This is a genomic window from Aquisalimonas asiatica (assembly GCF_900110585.1).
Taxonomy (GTDB): Bacteria; Pseudomonadota; Gammaproteobacteria; order Nitrococcales; family Aquisalimonadaceae; genus Aquisalimonas; species Aquisalimonas asiatica.
The window spans coordinates 318,553-333,642 of record NZ_FOEG01000004.1; the positions used below are offsets into that span (position 1 = coordinate 318,553).

Below are 15,090 nucleotides of genomic sequence, written 5' to 3' on the forward strand. Positions count from 1 at the left end.
AGCATCACAGCCGGGGTTCGCGGCGCCGGGCGGCGCTGGCGGCCTTTGTCCGGCGGCTCCGTGCCGGCTCGTCATCGTGCTCGGCGTCGGCGGCGACCCGCTCGCTCATGGCGTGCAGGGATTCCAGGTCGTGGATGGTCTCCCGGACCTCGCTGGCATCCGGAAGGGCGTCGGGCGTCCATCGCACCAGGGGCAGGGCGGCGTCCCGGAGCAGGCTGTCCCGTTCCCCCGGGTGTGCGTTGGTGGTGAGTTCCACCACCGCCACCACGTTGAAACCGCTGTCGCAGACAATGAAATCCGCCAGTATGGCGTTCAGGTCGGGTCGGCGGCGTTGCCGGTCGTCCCGGGGCGCGAGAAAGGCACTGAAGGGAACCCGGGCCATCACGTGATGGTTGGGCAGTCCGGCGCGCAGGATGCGGTAGAGCTGGCGCTGGTTGCCTTCCAGGAGCGCTTGTGCACGGACACTGGCAGTCGGGGTCAGCTTGCGGCGGCGGGCGTTCCAGCCGATCACGAACAGCAGGATCAGCAGCAGCGTGAACGCGCCCGGCATGATGAACGTTTCCATGGCGGCTCTTCGGTCAGCGTGAACGGCAGCCGGCCCGTGCTGGTCACGGCCCGGCGTTCCCCCCGCAGATATGCTGTCCGGCGGCGTGTCTTTCAAGCCCGCCGCGGCTGCCGTGGCCCGCTAGGCGCGATACTCCCGCACCAGGTTGTCCAGGTCGTTGACCATGGTGATCAGCTCCTCCGCCGTCTCCCGCGCCGTTCCCGCGGCATCCGTGGTCTCGGCGAAACGCTCGTTGATCCGGGTGATGTTACGGTTGATCTCCTCGGCCGTGGCTGACTGCTCCTCGGCACTACTGGCGATCTGGGTGTTGAGGTCGCTGATCTCCTCGACCGCGGTGAGCACGCCCCGGGCGGCGTCACCGGCCTGCGAGGTGAGTTCGCGGACGTTCTCGCTGGAGGCCTGGCCACGGGCCATGACGGTGCCCGCGGCCTCGGCGCCCTCCTTGACCCGCCCCAGGACCGCGTCGATCTCGCCCGTGGCCTCGCCCGTGCGCGCCGAGAGCTTGCGCACTTCTTCGGCCACAACCGAGAACCCCCGGCCGCTCTCGCCGGCCCGTGCCGCTTCGATGGCGGCGTTCAGGGCCAGTAGATTGGTCTGCTCGGAAATGCCGCGGATGGTGTCCAGGATGGAGTGGATGCCGTCGGTTTCCTGCACCAGTCGCTGAATCGCCTGGCTGGCGCCCTCGGTCTCCGTGGCCAGGGTCGCCATGGCTGCCGCGGTCTCCTCGGTGACCCGGTGGCAGTCGCCCGCCTGCTGGTGGGCCGCATTGGCCTGCGCGGCGGCGTGGCTGGTGTTGCTGGAGACCTCCGCCACGGTGGACGACATCTCGTTCATGGCCGTGGCGACCTGCCCCATTTCGTCCTGCTGGGAGCCGATGGCGGCGCCGCTGCGCGCCGCGCTGGATTCGGTGTCCTGTCCCGCCTTCTGCAGTCGCCCGGTGAAGTCCCCCACACGGCCGAGCAGGGTGCGTTCGCGGGCCTTGTACATGGCCAGGCTCAGCAGCACCTGGGCGGCCTCGTCGTGGCCGCCGCCGTACACGCGGCGGCCCACGGCGTTGTCGTAGATATCCGCGGCCGCCTGACGGGCGTGCCGCAGCCGACTGTTGATCATCAGGGCCGCGGGCCAGGCCAGTGCCACAAGTCCCACCCCGGCGGCCAGGCCGGCCGCGCCGCCGATACTGGCGGCGCCGAACCCGCCGGCCACCGCGGCGCCGAGGCCCAGGGTGGTGCGGCCGGTCTGGTCCAGGCGTGGCAGACGGCGCCGGTTTCCTCGCCACATGCTCGCGTACAGCCGTTCGGCCCGCGCCACCAGCTGGCGATCCGGGACCGTGCGCACGGACTGGTAGCCGATCATGCGGCCGTTCTGGTAGATCGGTGCCACATAGGCGGTGACCCAGTAGTGGTCGCCGTTCTTGCAGCGGTTCTTGACCACGCCCATCCAGGGTTTGCCGGCTTCCAGCGTGGCCCAGAAATCGGCGAAGACCGCGGGTGGCATGTCCGGGTGGCGAATGATGTTGTGGGCCTGGCCGATGAGTTCGTCCCGCGTAAACCCGGCCACGGCGCAGAAATCGTCGTTTACATGCTCGATCACGCCCTTGAGAGTGGTGGTGCTGATCAGCCGGGAGTCCGGGTCGAAAGTGCGTTCTTTCCCGGTGACGGGGAGGTTCTCGCGCATGGATGTCCTCGATTGCTGTGGTGTTGCCTGGTAACGGTGTATCGGCGTCGGTGGGTATCCCTTTAGACATACGGTCCCGGGCAACGAACGGCTAGTCCCTCAGTGGGCGCTCCACCTGGACGACCCGGTAGTCGTCCGGCACCCGGTGACGCTGGAATCCCAGCCGTTCCATGAGCGCCAGCATGCCGCGGTTTGCGGACAATACCTGGCCCTCCATGCGGGTCAGGCCCCGCGCCCGGGCCGTTGCCATGAGCCGCTCCATCAGCCGCCGCCCGAGGCCGCGGCCCTGCCAGTCGTCGGCGACGGCGATGGCGAACTCGCAGCTGGCGCCGTCCGGGTTGATCACGTACCGGGCCACGCCCACCTGCCGGTACGCCTCGCCACTGCCGTGCACGGCCACCAGGGCCATCTCCCGGTCGTAGTCGATCTGCGTAAAGCGCACCAGCATGGGCAGGCTGATCCGGTCCATGTGGTCCATGAAGCGGTAATAGCGGGAGCGTGCCGATAACCCCTGGATGAAGGCCTCTTCCATTTCCGCGTCTTCCGGGCGGATCGGGCGGACGGTGACGGCGGTGCCGTCGGGCAGCGTCTCGACGGTCTCCAGGTGGCGGGGGTAGGGCATGATGGCCATGTGCCCGTAGCCGTCGCTGTCACTGTCGCGGATATGCAAGCGGGCGTCCACGGCGATCATGGCCGTGGCGTCCGCGATCACCGGGTTGATGTCCACATCGGTGACCTGGGGCAGCAGGCAGACCAGGTCCGAGAGGCGCAGCAGGGCGTGCTCGAGCTCGCTTCTCAGGGGGCCGTCCTGGTCCAGTTGCAGGTGGCGGCCGACCCGTGTGCGGGTCATGAGGTCGCGGGCAAGAAAGTCGTTGAGCGGCGGCAGCGACACCGCCCGGTCGCGGATGACCTCCACCATGGAGCCGCCGGCGCCGAAGCTGATGGCCGGGCCGAACACCGGGTCGCGGACTACGCCGAGCATGACCTCCTTGCCGTTGCGTGGCGTGTGCATGGGCTCCACGGAGACGCCATCCGGGGTGACGTCGGGTCGGGTGCGCGCGGCGGCGGCCATGATGTCGCCATAGGCGGCCTCCACCGCGTCGCCGTCGAGGACGTTCAGGCGCACGCAGTCCACCGCCGCCTTGTGGGCGATCTCCGGTGCATTGATCTTGACCGCCACCGGCAGCCCCAGTTGTTCCGCCGCCGCGCGGGCCTCCTGCGGCGACCGCGCCACCAGTGTGCGGCTCACCGGGATGTGAAAAGCGGCCAGCACCGCCTTGGACTGGTGCGGGGTCAGACGCGACTGGCCGCGTTGGAGGGCTTCGGCAATGATGCCCCGCGCCGTGTCCAGGTCGGGCTCGGAGCGGGTCCCGGACGCCTCGGGGACCTGCATCAGCAGCGCCTGGCTGCGGCGGTAGCGGGACAGGGCCGACAGCGCCTCGGTGGCGTTCTCGGGAGTGGCGAAATTGGGAAAGCCGGCGGCCGTGAAGCGCTCCCGCGCCGCGCGGATGCGTGTGCCACCCATCCAGCAGGCGAGCACCGGTTTGCGCCCGGTGCGGGTCTCGCACAGAGCCCCCGCCGCGGCGTCCGGATCGGTGCGCGCCTGCGGCGTGAGAATCACCAGTGCCCCGTCCACGCCGCGGTCGTCCAGGCAGGCCGTCAGGCTGTTGCTGAAGCGGTCGGCGTCGGCGTCGCCGAGGATGTCCACCGGATTGTGGCGGGGCCAGCGCGCCGGCAGGCTGCGGTCCAGGGCCGTCACCGTCTCCGGCGCCAGGTCCGCCAACTGCAGGTCGCGTTCCACCAGCAGGTCGGTGGCGATGATGGCCGGGCCGCCGCCGTTGCTGATCACCGCGATGCGATCGCCGCCCAGGCGTCGGCCGCTGGCCAGCAGTTCGGCCGCGGCAAACAGCTGCCCGATAGTGGGCACGCGCACGGCGCCGGCCCGGCCCAGGGCGGCGTCGAAGGCGTCGTCCTCGCCCACCAGTGCGCCGGTGTGGGAGGTGGCGGCGCGGTAGCCCTCCTGCTGCCGCCCCACCTTCATGACGATCACGGGCTTGAGCCGCGCCGCCGCCCGCAGGCCGCTCATGAACCGCCGCGCGTCGGTGATGGTTTCCACGTAGAGCAGAATGCTGCGGGTGTCCTGGTCCAGCGCCAGGTAGTCCAGGACATCGCCGAAGTCCACGTCCGTGGTGTCGCCCAGGGAGCACACGGCGGAGAAGCCCACCCGGCGGCTCTCGGCCCAGTCCAGCACCGCCGAGGTGAGGGCGCCCGACTGGGACACCAGGGCGAGCTGGCCGGCCGAGGCGCGGTTGCGGGAGAACGTGGCATTCAGGCCCAGGGGCGGGCGCATGAGCCCGACCCAGTCGGGGCCGATGACGCGGATGCCGTACCGGCGCGCCGTGGCCATGACCTCCCGCTCCACCCGCTTGACGCCGGTGCCCGGGTCGCCGAGTCCGGCAGCAAGAATGAGTGCCGCGCGGACGCCGTGCTGCCCGCAGTCTTTCACCACCCGGTGGATATGGCGGGGAGGGACGCAGATCACCGCCAGGTCGGGTACCGTCTCGAGACCGGTGATGCGATCAACGCAGGCGCGGTCGCGCACACGGCGGTGGTTGGGGTTCACCGGCAGGATGGTGCCCTGGAAGTCGCCGTCCAGCAGGTTGTCCATCACCTGCTGGCCGACGGAGCCCGGTGTCTCGCTGGCGCCGATTACCGCGACACTGTCCGGATGGAAGAAGCGCTCCAGGTAGTGGGTGCCCATGCGTGCTCCCGCCGCCGGCTACCCGGCGTAGCGTCCGATGCGGTGTTCTTCCATGGCGCCGCGGATGTCCTCCAGGCTGCTCGGGTCGTCGATGGTGGAGGGCACCGGGACGTGGTCCTCCGTCGACAGCTGGCGGATGCTCTTGCGCAGGATCTTGCCCGAGCGGGTCTTGGGCAGTTTCTGCACGATGGCGACCCGCCGCAGACAGGCGAACGCGCCGATGTTGTTGCGCACCCGGTCCACCAGGTCCTGCTCCAGGGTGGCGTGGTCGATGTCGGCGCCATCCTTGAGCACCACGAAGCCGATGGGCATCTCGCCCTTGAGCTCGTCGGCGATGCCCACCACGGCGCATTCGGCCACGGCGTCGTGACCGCCGATGATCTCCTCCATCTCGCCCGTGGAGAGCCGGTGACCGGCGACGTTGATCACGTCGTCCATGCGGCCCATGACGAACAGGTAGCCGTCGGCGTCGATGTAGCCGCCGTCGGAGGTGTCGTAGTAGCCCGGGAATCGCTCCAGGTAGGACGACCGGAAGCGGGCGTCGTCCCGCCACAGAGTGGGCAGGCAGCCGGGCGGCAGCGGCAGGCGGATGGCGATGTGGCCCTGCTCGCCGCGCCCCAGCGGCTGGCCGTTCGGGTCCAGGATCTCCACCTGGTAGCCCGGGCTGGGAAAGGTGGCGGAGCCGGGTTTCTCGGGGTGCGGCTCCACGCCCATGGGGTTGGAGGCGATGGGCCAGCCGGTCTCCGTCTGCCACCAGTGGTCCACCACCGGGCGGTCACCGCTGATGGCCTTGAGCCAGTCGTACGTGGGCGGGTCCAGCCGTTCCCCGGCCAGGAACAGGGCTTCCAGCGAGCTCAGGTCGTAGTCGGCCATGAGCGCCGCCTGCGGGTCCTCCTTCTTGACGGCGCGGAAGGCGGTGGGGGCGGTGAAGAAGGTCTTGACCCGGTGTTCGCTGATCACCCGCCAGAACGCGCCGGCGTCCGGGGTCTTCACCGGTTTGCCTTCATACACCACCGAGGTGCAGCCGCGGATCAGCGGACCGTAGACGATATAGGAGTGTCCGACCACCCAGCCCACGTCGGAGGCGGTCCAGAAGACGTCGCCCGGGTCCAGGTTGTAGACGGTGCCCATGCTGAGGTTGAGTGCCACCGCGTAGCCACCGGTATCACGGAGCACGCCCTTCGGTTTTCCGGTGGTGCCGGAGGTATGCAGGATGTACAGCGGATGGGTGGCATCCACCGGCACCGGGTCCGCGGGCGCGGCGGCGCCGGTCAGGGTGTCCCAGTCGTGGTCGCGGCCGGGCGCCAGGCTCGCTTCCGCCTGCGGCCGCGCCTTGACCACCACCGCCTCGGGTTTGTGATGCGCCTTGTCGATGGCCTGGTCCACCAGCGGCTTGTAGGGAATGACGCGGCTGAACTCCAGACCGCAGCTCGCGGTGAGAATCACTTTCGGTTCGGCGTCATCGATGCGGACCGCCAGCTCATGGGGCGAGAAGCCGCCGAACACCACCGCGTGGATGGCGCCCAGGCGGGCGCAGCCGAGCATGGCGATCACCGCCTCGGGGATCATGGGCATGTAGATCACCACCCGATCGCCCTTGTCGACGCCCAGGTCCCGCAGCGCCCCGGCACAGCGGGCGACAGCGTCCCGCAGCTCGCGGTAGGTGTAGCGCTGCTGGCTCTCGGTGACCGGTGAGTCGTGGATGATGGCGGTCTGTTCGCCGCGGCCGTTGCTGACGTGGACGTCCAGCGCCAGGTGCGACATGTTGAGCTCACCGCCCTCGAACCAGCGATAGAGTCCGTCCTGGTGGCTGAGGATCTGCTCCGGCTGCCGGAACCATTCAAGCTCCGCGGCCTGTTCGCGCCAGAACGTCTCCGGCGATTCGATGGAACGCTGGTACAGCGATGCGTAACGCATGTCACCTCCTCCCGTGCCGAGCGGCCTATGGATCACCCACTGCGGCTGCCTGCTTTGTTATGCTCATGACCTTGCTGTTGTTGGGCGCAGGGGCGGCAGCAGCCCCTGCGCTTCCGCCAACTTATCATCAACTGAGCCTTTCGGGGTGCTTGCGTCGCCGTGCGACGCCTCACCCCATAGGGCAAGGCTAGCGGGAGGACGACGTGGCGCAACGGGCGGTAGTGACAGGTGGGGGCAGTGGCCTCGGGCAGGCCATCTGCCGGGAACTGACGCAGCGGGGCATGGAGGTCATCGTCGTGGGCCGGCGGCCGGAGGCGCTGCACGAGACGCGCGCCATGGCGCCGAAACAGATCACCACGGTCAGCGCGGACCTGGCCACGGAGTCCGGCCGTGAGGAGCTGGTCAGCGCGGTCGGCGAAGACAGCCTCGCGGCGCTGGTGCACAACGCCGGGGTGCTGACGCCCATTGGTCCGCTCGCCGGGGTGCGGCTGGAGGACTGGCGGCAGGCCCAGGCGGTCAACGTCGAGGCGCCGCTGTTTCTGACCCAGGCGCTGCTGAACAACCTGCAGGACGGCGGCCGCGTCCTGCACATGTCCTCCGGTGCCGCCCATCACGGCTACGCCGGCTGGGGGAGCTACTGCACCAGCAAGGCGGCGCTGCACATGCTCTACCAGGTGCTGCGTGACGAACTGCGCGACCGAGGTATTGCCGTGGGCAGCATGCGTCCCGGGGTCGTGGACACGCCCATGCAGTCGCTGATCCGCGAGCAGCCGCCGGAGCGCTTCCCCATGGTCCAGCGGTTCATGGACCTGCACGCCACCGGACAGCTTGAGAGCCCCTCCGATGTGGCGCGGTTCACCGCGTGGCTGCTCGTGGAGGTGGATGCCGACGCCTTCAGCGCCGAGGAGTGGTCGTTCACCGACCCGGCGCACCGGGAGCGCTGGGGTGGCTGACAACGGCGCCTACCAGCCACGGCGCCCGGCACGTGCAGAGCGACTTGCGCTGCGGGGCGTGGACTATCACCTGCATTGCTGGGGGCCGGAGACGGGGCGGCCGCTGGTTCTTCTGCACGGCTGGATGGATACCGGGCTCACGTGGCAGTTCCTGGTGGATGCCCTGGCCGGCGAACGGCGCATCATCGCGCCGGACTGGCGCGGGTTCGGTGACTCCCAGTGGGTGCCCGGCGGATACTACTTCCCGGATTACCTGGCGGATCTCGACGCCCTGCTGGACGCCGTTGCCGGCGAGGAACCGGTGGACCTGGTGGGCCACAGCATGGGTGGCAACGTGGCGGGGTTGTACGCCGGCGTGCGGCCGGAGCGCATCCGGCGCCTGGCGCTGGTGGAGGGGTTTGGTGCCCGCGCCCGTGGCGCCGCGGAAGCGCCCGACAACTACGCGCGCTGGCTGGATCAGTGGCAGCAGCCACCGACGCTGCAGACCCCGGAGTCCCCGGGGGCGTTCGCCGAGCGGCTCATGGAGCGCCACCCGCACCTGCCCCGTGAGCGGGCGCTGTTCGTTGCCGGTTGCTGGCTGCGACGGGCGGATGATGGCGGCTGGCAGCTACGGGCCGACCCCGGCCACAAGCGTGGCAACCCGGTGCTCTACCGGCTGGAAGAGGCCGAGGCGTGCTGGCGCCGGATCAGCGCGCCGGTGCTCTGGGTGGTCGGCCTTGAGTCGCGCACGCTGTCGTGGTTCGGCGGCTGGGAGGAGCTGGAGCGGCGGCGCGAAGTGGCCGGCGGCCGGCCGGTGCATGTGGAGGAGGCCGGACACATGGTCCATCACGACCAGCCCGGCGTTCTGGCAGCGGAGCTGGAGGCGTTCCTGGAGGGCGACGGCTGACCGCGGCGGCGTCGGGTTGATTCAGCGCTTGCCGTAGTCGTTCTTCATCACGTCCATCCAGCGCTGGTGCTTCTCGTGCGCTTCCCGGCGCCAGCGCTCCACCTGCTCCCGGGAATGCTCTTCCAGGATCTGCTTGTCGGTGTAGGAGCGGGGATCCTCGTCCTGTTCCGGCTTGTTGTCGCTCATGGTCGTCTCCATGTCTGATCCGGCGCGGGAGTATAACCGAAGACGCGGCGCCACGTGATATCGTCTCCGGCGCAGTTATCCCCTGTCCTGTGGAAGAGCCATGACCAGCCATTTTGATCGCGAACTCGATGTGACCGGCCTCAACTGCCCCCTGCCGATCCTGCGGACCAAGCGGGAACTGGTGCGCATGGATGCCGGCCAGGTGCTTCGGGTCATGGCCACCGACCCCCACGCGGTGATCGATTTTCTCGCCTTCACGGAGAAGACCGCCAATCGCATGGTGGACTACTGGGACACCGACGGAATCTATTACTTCCTGGTCGAGAAGGCCGACTAGCGTCAGTGCCCTCCCCGCAACAGCCGCTCCAGGGCGGTCTCGATGCCGAGCGTGATCCGCTTGCTGATGGACTGCTTGCGCCGGAACGTGACCTCGAACACGTCCGCCTCCTCGGCCTTGGCCATGAGCAGATCGTCACTGGTCTGCAGGGCGTCCACCAGGTTCAGGTCCACCGCCTGTTCGCCGTACCAGTGCTCGCCGGTTGCGACCTGCTCGAGATCGAGGGACGGGCGGTAGCGGTGCACGAAGCGCTTGAACAGCCCGTGGATTTCGTCGAGTTCCTGCTGGAACTTCCGGCGGCCAGCGTGGGTGTTCTCGCCCAGGGTGGTGAGGGTGCGCTTGTGCTGTCCGGCGGTGTGCATCTCCACGTCCACGTCGTGGCGTTTCAGCAGGCGGTGGATGTTGGGCAGCTGCGCCACCACGCCGATGGAGCCCACCACGGCGAACGGGGCGGCAACGATCCGGTCGGCGACACTGGCCATGAGGTAACCGCCACTGGCGGCGACCCGGTCCACGGCGGCCGTGAGCCGGATGCCGCGGTCCCGCAGGCGGGTGAGCTGGGATGCCGCCAGGCCGTAGCTGTGCACCAGCCCGCCGGGGCTCTCCAGGCACAGCACTACCTCGTCCTGCCCCGGGCGCGCCTGGGTGAGCACGGCGGTGACTTCCTCACGCAGATTCTCGACCCGGGAGGCGCGTATGTCGCCCTCGAACCGCAGTAGATACACCCGGTGTTTCGGGCCCTGGGCAGGCGGTTCGCCCTGGGTGGGGTGGTCGGTGTCGGTCTGCCTGCCGGAGCGGCGGAAGCGCTGGAACAGCTTGCGCTCGGTCATGGCGTTGCTCAGGGTGCGGCGCATGTCCCGGTAGCGGTTGTTGAGCTTGCGCACGCGCAGGGATTCCCGGCCCTGCTCCCGATCGCGGCCGGCCACGGCACTGATGCCGGCCAGCACGATCAGGATGCTGACGACGACGGTCAGTGCCTTGGCGAGAAACATCCCGTACTCGTAGACAAACGCCATTGTGCCTCCATCCCGCGTGATTGAACGGCGCCATTATAGCCACAAGGTCTGCGGGCGCGGGTCAGGCGGACTCCAGCGCCTCCACGTCGCGGACCGTTTTCTGCTGGACAGCCCGATCCACCGGAAAGTGCCACACCAGCCAGACGGCGGCGACCTTGAACGGGATGGGTGCCAGGCCGTAGAGCAGCGACAGGGCCCACAGCCCTTCCGGTTCGCTGGCGCCGGCGTCGAAGCCGGCCAGCCCCAGGAGCGGGTAGGCCAGGCCGACGGCAAGCGCCAGGGCCAGCTTGGTGGCCATGCCCCAGAGGCCGAAGAACAGGCCGGTGCGCTGCCCGCCGCCCCGCGCCGTGTCCACGTCCACGAGATCCGCCTGAATGGAGGCGGGCAGGGCCATGTCGACACCGAGGCTCAGCCCCGACAGCAGGCAGATGATGATGAACAGCCAGGCGTCACCGGGCCCGAGCAGGGGCACCCAGGCGAAGATCGCCGCCGCCCACAGCATGGACAGGGCCCAGGCGCGGTGCTTGCCGATACGCCGCGCCAGCCACAGCCACAGCGGGATGCCGGCCAGCCCGGAGACGAAATAGACCACCAGCATGACGCCGGCCAGGCCTTCCGCCTGCAGGACGTGCTGGGCGAACAGCAGGAACAGCGTCGCCGGCAGCGCGTTGGCGAGACCATTGAGGATGTAGGCCACCAGTAGCCGCAGGAACGGGGTATGTTCGCGCAGCAGCTGGAGCCCCTGCCGCCACGGCACCGGGGTCAGCGCGTTGCGCGGCTCGGGTACGGCGATCAGTGCGATCGCCACCGTCAGCGGCAGGCTCAGCCACAGCAGCCAGGCAAGCTGCTCCAGAGCGGCCCCGGCGGACTCCTCCGGGTCGGAGAGCGTGATGGCCGGCAGCACGATGGCGATCAGCATGCCCGCCAGCACGAACCCCTCGCGGCTGCCGGTAATGCTGGAGCGCTGGTTGTAGTCACGGCTCAGTTCGGCGCCCCAGGCGCTGTAGGGCAGCGCCACGAACGTCCACGCCAGGTAGGTGACGAAGCTCCAGAACAGCAGATGCAGCATGCCGGCGTCGCCGGGCGGCCGGAACAGCTGGTCAACCCCGAACATGAGCAGCGGCACGCCGATCAGGATCAGCGTCTTGCGGCGGCCGAAGCGGTTGCGGATGCGGTCACCCAGGCCACCCACCACCGGATCGGTGACCACATCCCACAGCCGGGCCACCAGCAGCAGCACGCCCACGGCGCCGACACCCAGCGTTTCCGCGTAGAAGGGCGGCAGGTAGACATACAGCGGAATGCCGAGAATGGCCAGGGGCAGGCCGGGCAGTCCGTAGAGGAGAACCCGGCTGCGGGAGACTGGTGTCATGTACCGTACTCCGGGCGCTCCAGTACGAACTGAACCAGGTCGATGTTGCCCATGCGGAATCCGGCCTCACAGTAGCTCAGGTAGTAGCGCCACATGCGCATGAAATGCGTGTCGTAGCCCAGGGCGCCGATGGGGCCGGCGTGGGCGTTGAAGCGCTCCTGCCACAGACGCAGGGTTTCGGCGTAGTGGAGCCCGAACGGGGTCATCGCCCGCAGCCTCAGCCCAGCCGCCGAGGCCATCCGCTGCAGGTGCCCCCGGGTCGGCAGCATGCCGCCGGGGAAGATGTAGAGCTGGATGAAATCCGGGGTCTCCCGGTACAGCGGGTACGCCGCCTCGTCGATGGTGATGACCTGCAGCGCGGCGCGCCCGCCGGGTTTCAGGCAGCGGGCCAGGGTCTCGAAATACTCCGGCCAGTAGCGCTCCCCCACCGCCTCGAACATCTCGATGGAGACGGCGTGGTCGTACTGGCCTGTCTCGTCCCGGTAATCCCGGTAGTGGTAGGCCAGCGCGTCCTGGAGCCCGGCCGCCCGGCTCTGCTCCTCCGCCCACTCCAGCTGCTGCCGGGAGAGGCTCAGTCCGGTCACTCGGTGGCCGGCCGCCGCGGCGGCACGCCCGAAACCGCCCCAGCCGCAGCCGATCTCCAGCAGGTGGCTGCCGGCGGGGGCATCCAGCTGCTCCAGAATACGCTGGTACTTGCGTTGCTGCGCCTGCTCCAGGGTGTAGCTGTCGGTCTGCGGCGTGCCCGATTCGCCGAACAGTGCGGCGGAGTAGGTCATGGTCGGATCGAGCCACTCGCGGTAGAAATCGTTGCCCAGGTCGTAGTGTGCGGCGATGTTGCGCCGGCTGCCGCGGTGGGTGTTGGCGCGCAACCGGTGGCGCAGCCGCATGGCCAGCAACGCCAGCGCACTGGGGCGCGACGCCCCGCCGAAGACGTCGTCGTTCTCTCCCAGCAGCTGCAGCAGCGCGGTCAGGTCACTGGTTGTCCAGTCGCCTGCCAGATAGCCCTCGGCCAGGCCCAGGGCGCCGTGGATGCGCAGGCGTATCAGGGTGCGCCAGGGGCGATGGACGTGCAGGTCGGCGTGGATGCCATCGGCGTTGCCGAAGGTCTGGCAGCTGCCGTCCGGGAATTCCACCTCCAGCGTGCCCCGGGCGAGGCCGTTGAGCACGGCGCTGAAGTAGCGCCCGCTGATGCCCGGCAGGTTCCGGGCCGTTTCGGTCATGGATTTGTCCCAAGCCATCAGGTGATGTCCTCCGACGGTCGCTCCGGCTTGCGATGGAACCGGGCGCCACGCAGCCAGATTTTCAGGGCCTGCCAGTGAATCGCGGCCATGACCTTCAGTGTCATGAAGGGGTGCCGCGCGCCGGCACGCAGGAGTTCCGCGTCGCTCAGGGGGCGCCGCTCACCCTGCTGCACCGCCGCCAGGCGCAGGGAGCCCTGGTCGTGGTAGTGGATCGTGGTGGTGAACGTCTCCCCGGGCGGCGTCAGCCGGAACCGGTACTCGCCGCTCACCGGGAAGAAGGGTGAGACATGGAAGCACTTGCTGGCGCGCGAGCGTACCGGGGTATGCAGCGGCGCGCCGCTGTCGTGCAGCAGATAGCCGTGCCATTCACCGAAGGTGTTGCGCACCTCGCACAGCACGGCCAGCAGGGCGCCGTCGCGGTGATGGCAATACCACAGGCTCAGCGGATTGAAGCCGTAGCCAAGCATTCGCGGCATGCCGTAGAGCAGTACCTGTCCGCCCTGGAGATCGATGGCCGCCCTGGCCAGGATGGCATCGATCCAGGGACGCAGGGCGCTGCCGTCCCGCGGGCCGTGGTCGCGGTCTAGGAAGCTGAACAGGTTGAACCGGTTGTGGGAGAGCAGGCGTAGCCCGTCCACCGCGTCGTCGATGCGGTCGATGTCCAGCAGCACGCCGAACAGCCGGTAGCGGAACGCGCTGCCCGGCCGACCGTAGCGGCGGTGCATCACGGCTCCGGTGTAAAGCGCCCCGGCCCGCGTGGTCATGGGCTCTGGAGCTCCGGTTGTGCCTCGGGTGGCGGCGCGGCGACGGGTGCATCGGCCTGGGCGGTGATCCACGGCGGGTCGATGCCGAACGCGGCCGCGACGTTCACGCCCGAGCGCAGACCGTCCTCGTGAAATCCGTAGCCCAGGTAACTGCCGCAGAACCAGAGCCGGTCGCGCCCCTGGATGCGGTCGAACACGCCTTGCGCCTGCACCGCGCCGGCATCGAAAACGGGATGGTCGTAAACCATGCGGGCGTGGGTCCGGTCCGGGTCGGGGGGTGTCTCCGGGTTCAGGGTGACGAAGACGTTCTCGTGTGTCGGCAGTTGCTGCAGCCGGTTCATCCAGTAGGACACCGAAGCCGGCCCGCCGGCGTTGCCACCCTGGTAGTTCCAGCTTGCCCAGATGTGGCGCAGCCGCGGCATGACGCGCTCGTCCTGGTGCAGCCACGCCACGTTCTCCTGGTAGCCGAAGGCGCCCAGGAGCCGTTGTTCGTCATGGGTGGGCGAGTCGATCATCGCCAGTGACTGGTCCGCGTGGGTGGCCATTACCACCTCGTCGAAGCGCCCGAGGAGCTCGCGGTCGGAGTACACCTCGACACCGTGGTCGCGCCGGCTGACGCGGCGGACGGGTGTGGCCGCGTGGCAGCCGCCGCTGATCTCGGGCACCAGCCGGCGGACGTACTCACGGCCACCACCGGTCACCGTCCGCCACTGCGGCCGGTTGGCCAGGTCGATCAGGCCGTGGTTGCGGAAGAACTGCAGGAACCGGCGCGCCGGGAAGCGCAGCATCTCCGCCTGCGGGCAGGACCAGATGGCTGCCGCCATGGGCAGCAGATACTGCTCGCGCAGCTCCCGGGAGGCACGCATTCCGTCCAGGAACTGCGCCAGGGTGAGTTCGTCGGCGCCGGGCGTGTCCAGATACCGGTGGGCACGCCGGTTGAACCGGATGATGTCTCCGACCATGCGCAGGAACGAGGGACTGACAAGGTTGCGCCGCTGTGCGAACAGCTTGTCGAGGCGGTCGCCGGCCCACTCCAGGCGACCGTCCGCCGAACGGAACGCGAACGACATGTCGCTGCCGTGGGTCGCAATTCCCAGGTGGTGAAACAGTCCGGTGAGCAGTGGATAGTTGGGTTCGTTGTAGACGATGAACCCGGTATCCACGGCCACCGGCCCCGTCGGGCCCGGGATCTCCTGGGTGTGCGTGTGCCCGCCGACGTAGTCGTTGTGCTCCAGCAGCGTGACGTGATGATCGCGCGAGAGCAGCCACGCCGCCGCGAGGCCGCTGATGCCGCCACCAATGACTGCAATCCGTTTTCCGTTCATGGCTGGTCCGTGAAGTGTTTGTATCGTTATTGTATAGTAATTCGCGCGGCAGGGAAGCCCGTTGTTATCAGCTTGCGGCTTCGTGCACCGGTG

Annotated in this window: 13 protein-coding genes; 3 read left to right on the top strand and 10 right to left on the bottom strand. The window is 69.0% G+C overall.

Going from position 1 to position 15,090, the window contains the following annotated elements:
* Positions 1 to 4: 4 nt before the first annotated feature.
* The 4 genes from BMZ02_RS11385 to BMZ02_RS11400 all read right to left on the bottom strand — a co-directional run bounded on the left by BMZ02_RS11385 (position 5) and on the right by BMZ02_RS11400 (position 6,917).
* Complete coding sequence (locus tag BMZ02_RS11385) at positions 5 to 565, bottom strand: DUF2726 domain-containing protein (RefSeq protein ID WP_091643739.1); 561 nt, start codon at positions 563 to 565, stop codon at positions 5 to 7.
* A gap of 120 nt (positions 566 to 685) precedes the next feature.
* Positions 686 to 2,239 (bottom strand): methyl-accepting chemotaxis protein, encoded by a 1,554-nt coding sequence (locus BMZ02_RS11390; protein ID WP_091643742.1) that lies wholly within the window; start codon positions 2,237 to 2,239, stop codon positions 686 to 688.
* Between the two features lie 91 nt (positions 2,240 to 2,330).
* Positions 2,331 to 5,000 carry a bifunctional acetate--CoA ligase family protein/GNAT family N-acetyltransferase gene (locus BMZ02_RS11395; protein ID WP_091643744.1) on the bottom strand — a complete coding sequence of 890 codons (2,670 nt, stop codon included), beginning with the start codon at positions 4,998 to 5,000 and terminating at the stop codon, positions 2,331 to 2,333.
* Between the two features lie 18 nt (positions 5,001 to 5,018).
* Positions 5,019 to 6,917 carry a propionyl-CoA synthetase gene (locus tag BMZ02_RS11400; protein WP_091643747.1) on the bottom strand — a complete coding sequence of 633 codons (1,899 nt, stop codon included), beginning with the start codon at positions 6,915 to 6,917 and terminating at the stop codon, positions 5,019 to 5,021.
* A 203-nt stretch (positions 6,918 to 7,120) separates the two neighbouring features.
* Here BMZ02_RS11400 and BMZ02_RS11405 point away from each other — a divergent pair, with 203 nt between their 5' ends.
* Complete coding sequence (locus BMZ02_RS11405) at positions 7,121 to 7,870, top strand: SDR family NAD(P)-dependent oxidoreductase (protein WP_091643750.1); 750 nt, start codon at positions 7,121 to 7,123, stop codon at positions 7,868 to 7,870.
* Positions 7,863 to 8,756, top strand: a complete 894-nt coding sequence (locus BMZ02_RS11410) for an alpha/beta fold hydrolase (RefSeq protein ID WP_245754016.1) — start codon at positions 7,863 to 7,865, stop codon at positions 8,754 to 8,756. The genes BMZ02_RS11405 and BMZ02_RS11410 overlap by 8 nt, the downstream gene beginning before the upstream one ends.
* A 21-nt stretch (positions 8,757 to 8,777) precedes the next feature.
* Here the strand turns inward: BMZ02_RS11410 and BMZ02_RS19015 are convergent, their stop codons facing one another.
* Entirely contained in the window at positions 8,778 to 8,942 is a 165-nt protein-coding gene (locus tag BMZ02_RS19015; protein WP_171909905.1) for a hypothetical protein, read from the bottom strand.
* 100 nt (positions 8,943 to 9,042) lie between these two features.
* On the opposite strand from BMZ02_RS19015, the gene BMZ02_RS11415 reads away from it, so the two are divergent.
* Entirely contained in the window at positions 9,043 to 9,279 is a 237-nt protein-coding gene (locus BMZ02_RS11415) for a sulfurtransferase TusA family protein (RefSeq protein ID WP_091643756.1), read from the top strand.
* 2 nt (positions 9,280 to 9,281) lie between these two features.
* On the opposite strand, the gene sohB is transcribed toward BMZ02_RS11415, so the two are convergent.
* From sohB to BMZ02_RS11440, 5 genes are all read right to left on the bottom strand, one after another.
* Complete coding sequence (gene sohB, locus BMZ02_RS11420) at positions 9,282 to 10,295, bottom strand: protease SohB (protein WP_091643759.1); 1,014 nt, start codon at positions 10,293 to 10,295, stop codon at positions 9,282 to 9,284.
* A gap of 61 nt (positions 10,296 to 10,356) precedes the next feature.
* A complete protein-coding gene (locus BMZ02_RS11425; protein WP_091643761.1) occupies positions 10,357 to 11,667 on the bottom strand; it encodes an MFS transporter in 1,311 nt (436 codons plus the stop codon).
* The gene (locus tag BMZ02_RS11430; RefSeq protein ID WP_091643764.1) at positions 11,664 to 12,905 is read right to left on the bottom strand and encodes an SAM-dependent methyltransferase; all 1,242 of its coding nucleotides are present in this window, start codon (positions 12,903 to 12,905) and stop codon (positions 11,664 to 11,666) included. The genes BMZ02_RS11425 and BMZ02_RS11430 overlap by 4 nt, the downstream gene beginning before the upstream one ends.
* On the bottom strand, positions 12,905 to 13,672 hold the full coding sequence (locus BMZ02_RS11435; RefSeq protein WP_091643767.1) for a DUF1365 domain-containing protein: 768 nt from the start codon (positions 13,670 to 13,672) through the stop codon (positions 12,905 to 12,907). Before BMZ02_RS11435 ends, BMZ02_RS11430 begins: the two co-directional genes overlap by 1 nt.
* Positions 13,669 to 14,997 (bottom strand): NAD(P)/FAD-dependent oxidoreductase, encoded by a 1,329-nt coding sequence (locus BMZ02_RS11440; RefSeq protein WP_091643770.1) that lies wholly within the window; start codon positions 14,995 to 14,997, stop codon positions 13,669 to 13,671. Before BMZ02_RS11440 ends, BMZ02_RS11435 begins: the two co-directional genes overlap by 4 nt.
* Positions 14,998 to 15,090 lie beyond the last annotated feature (93 nt).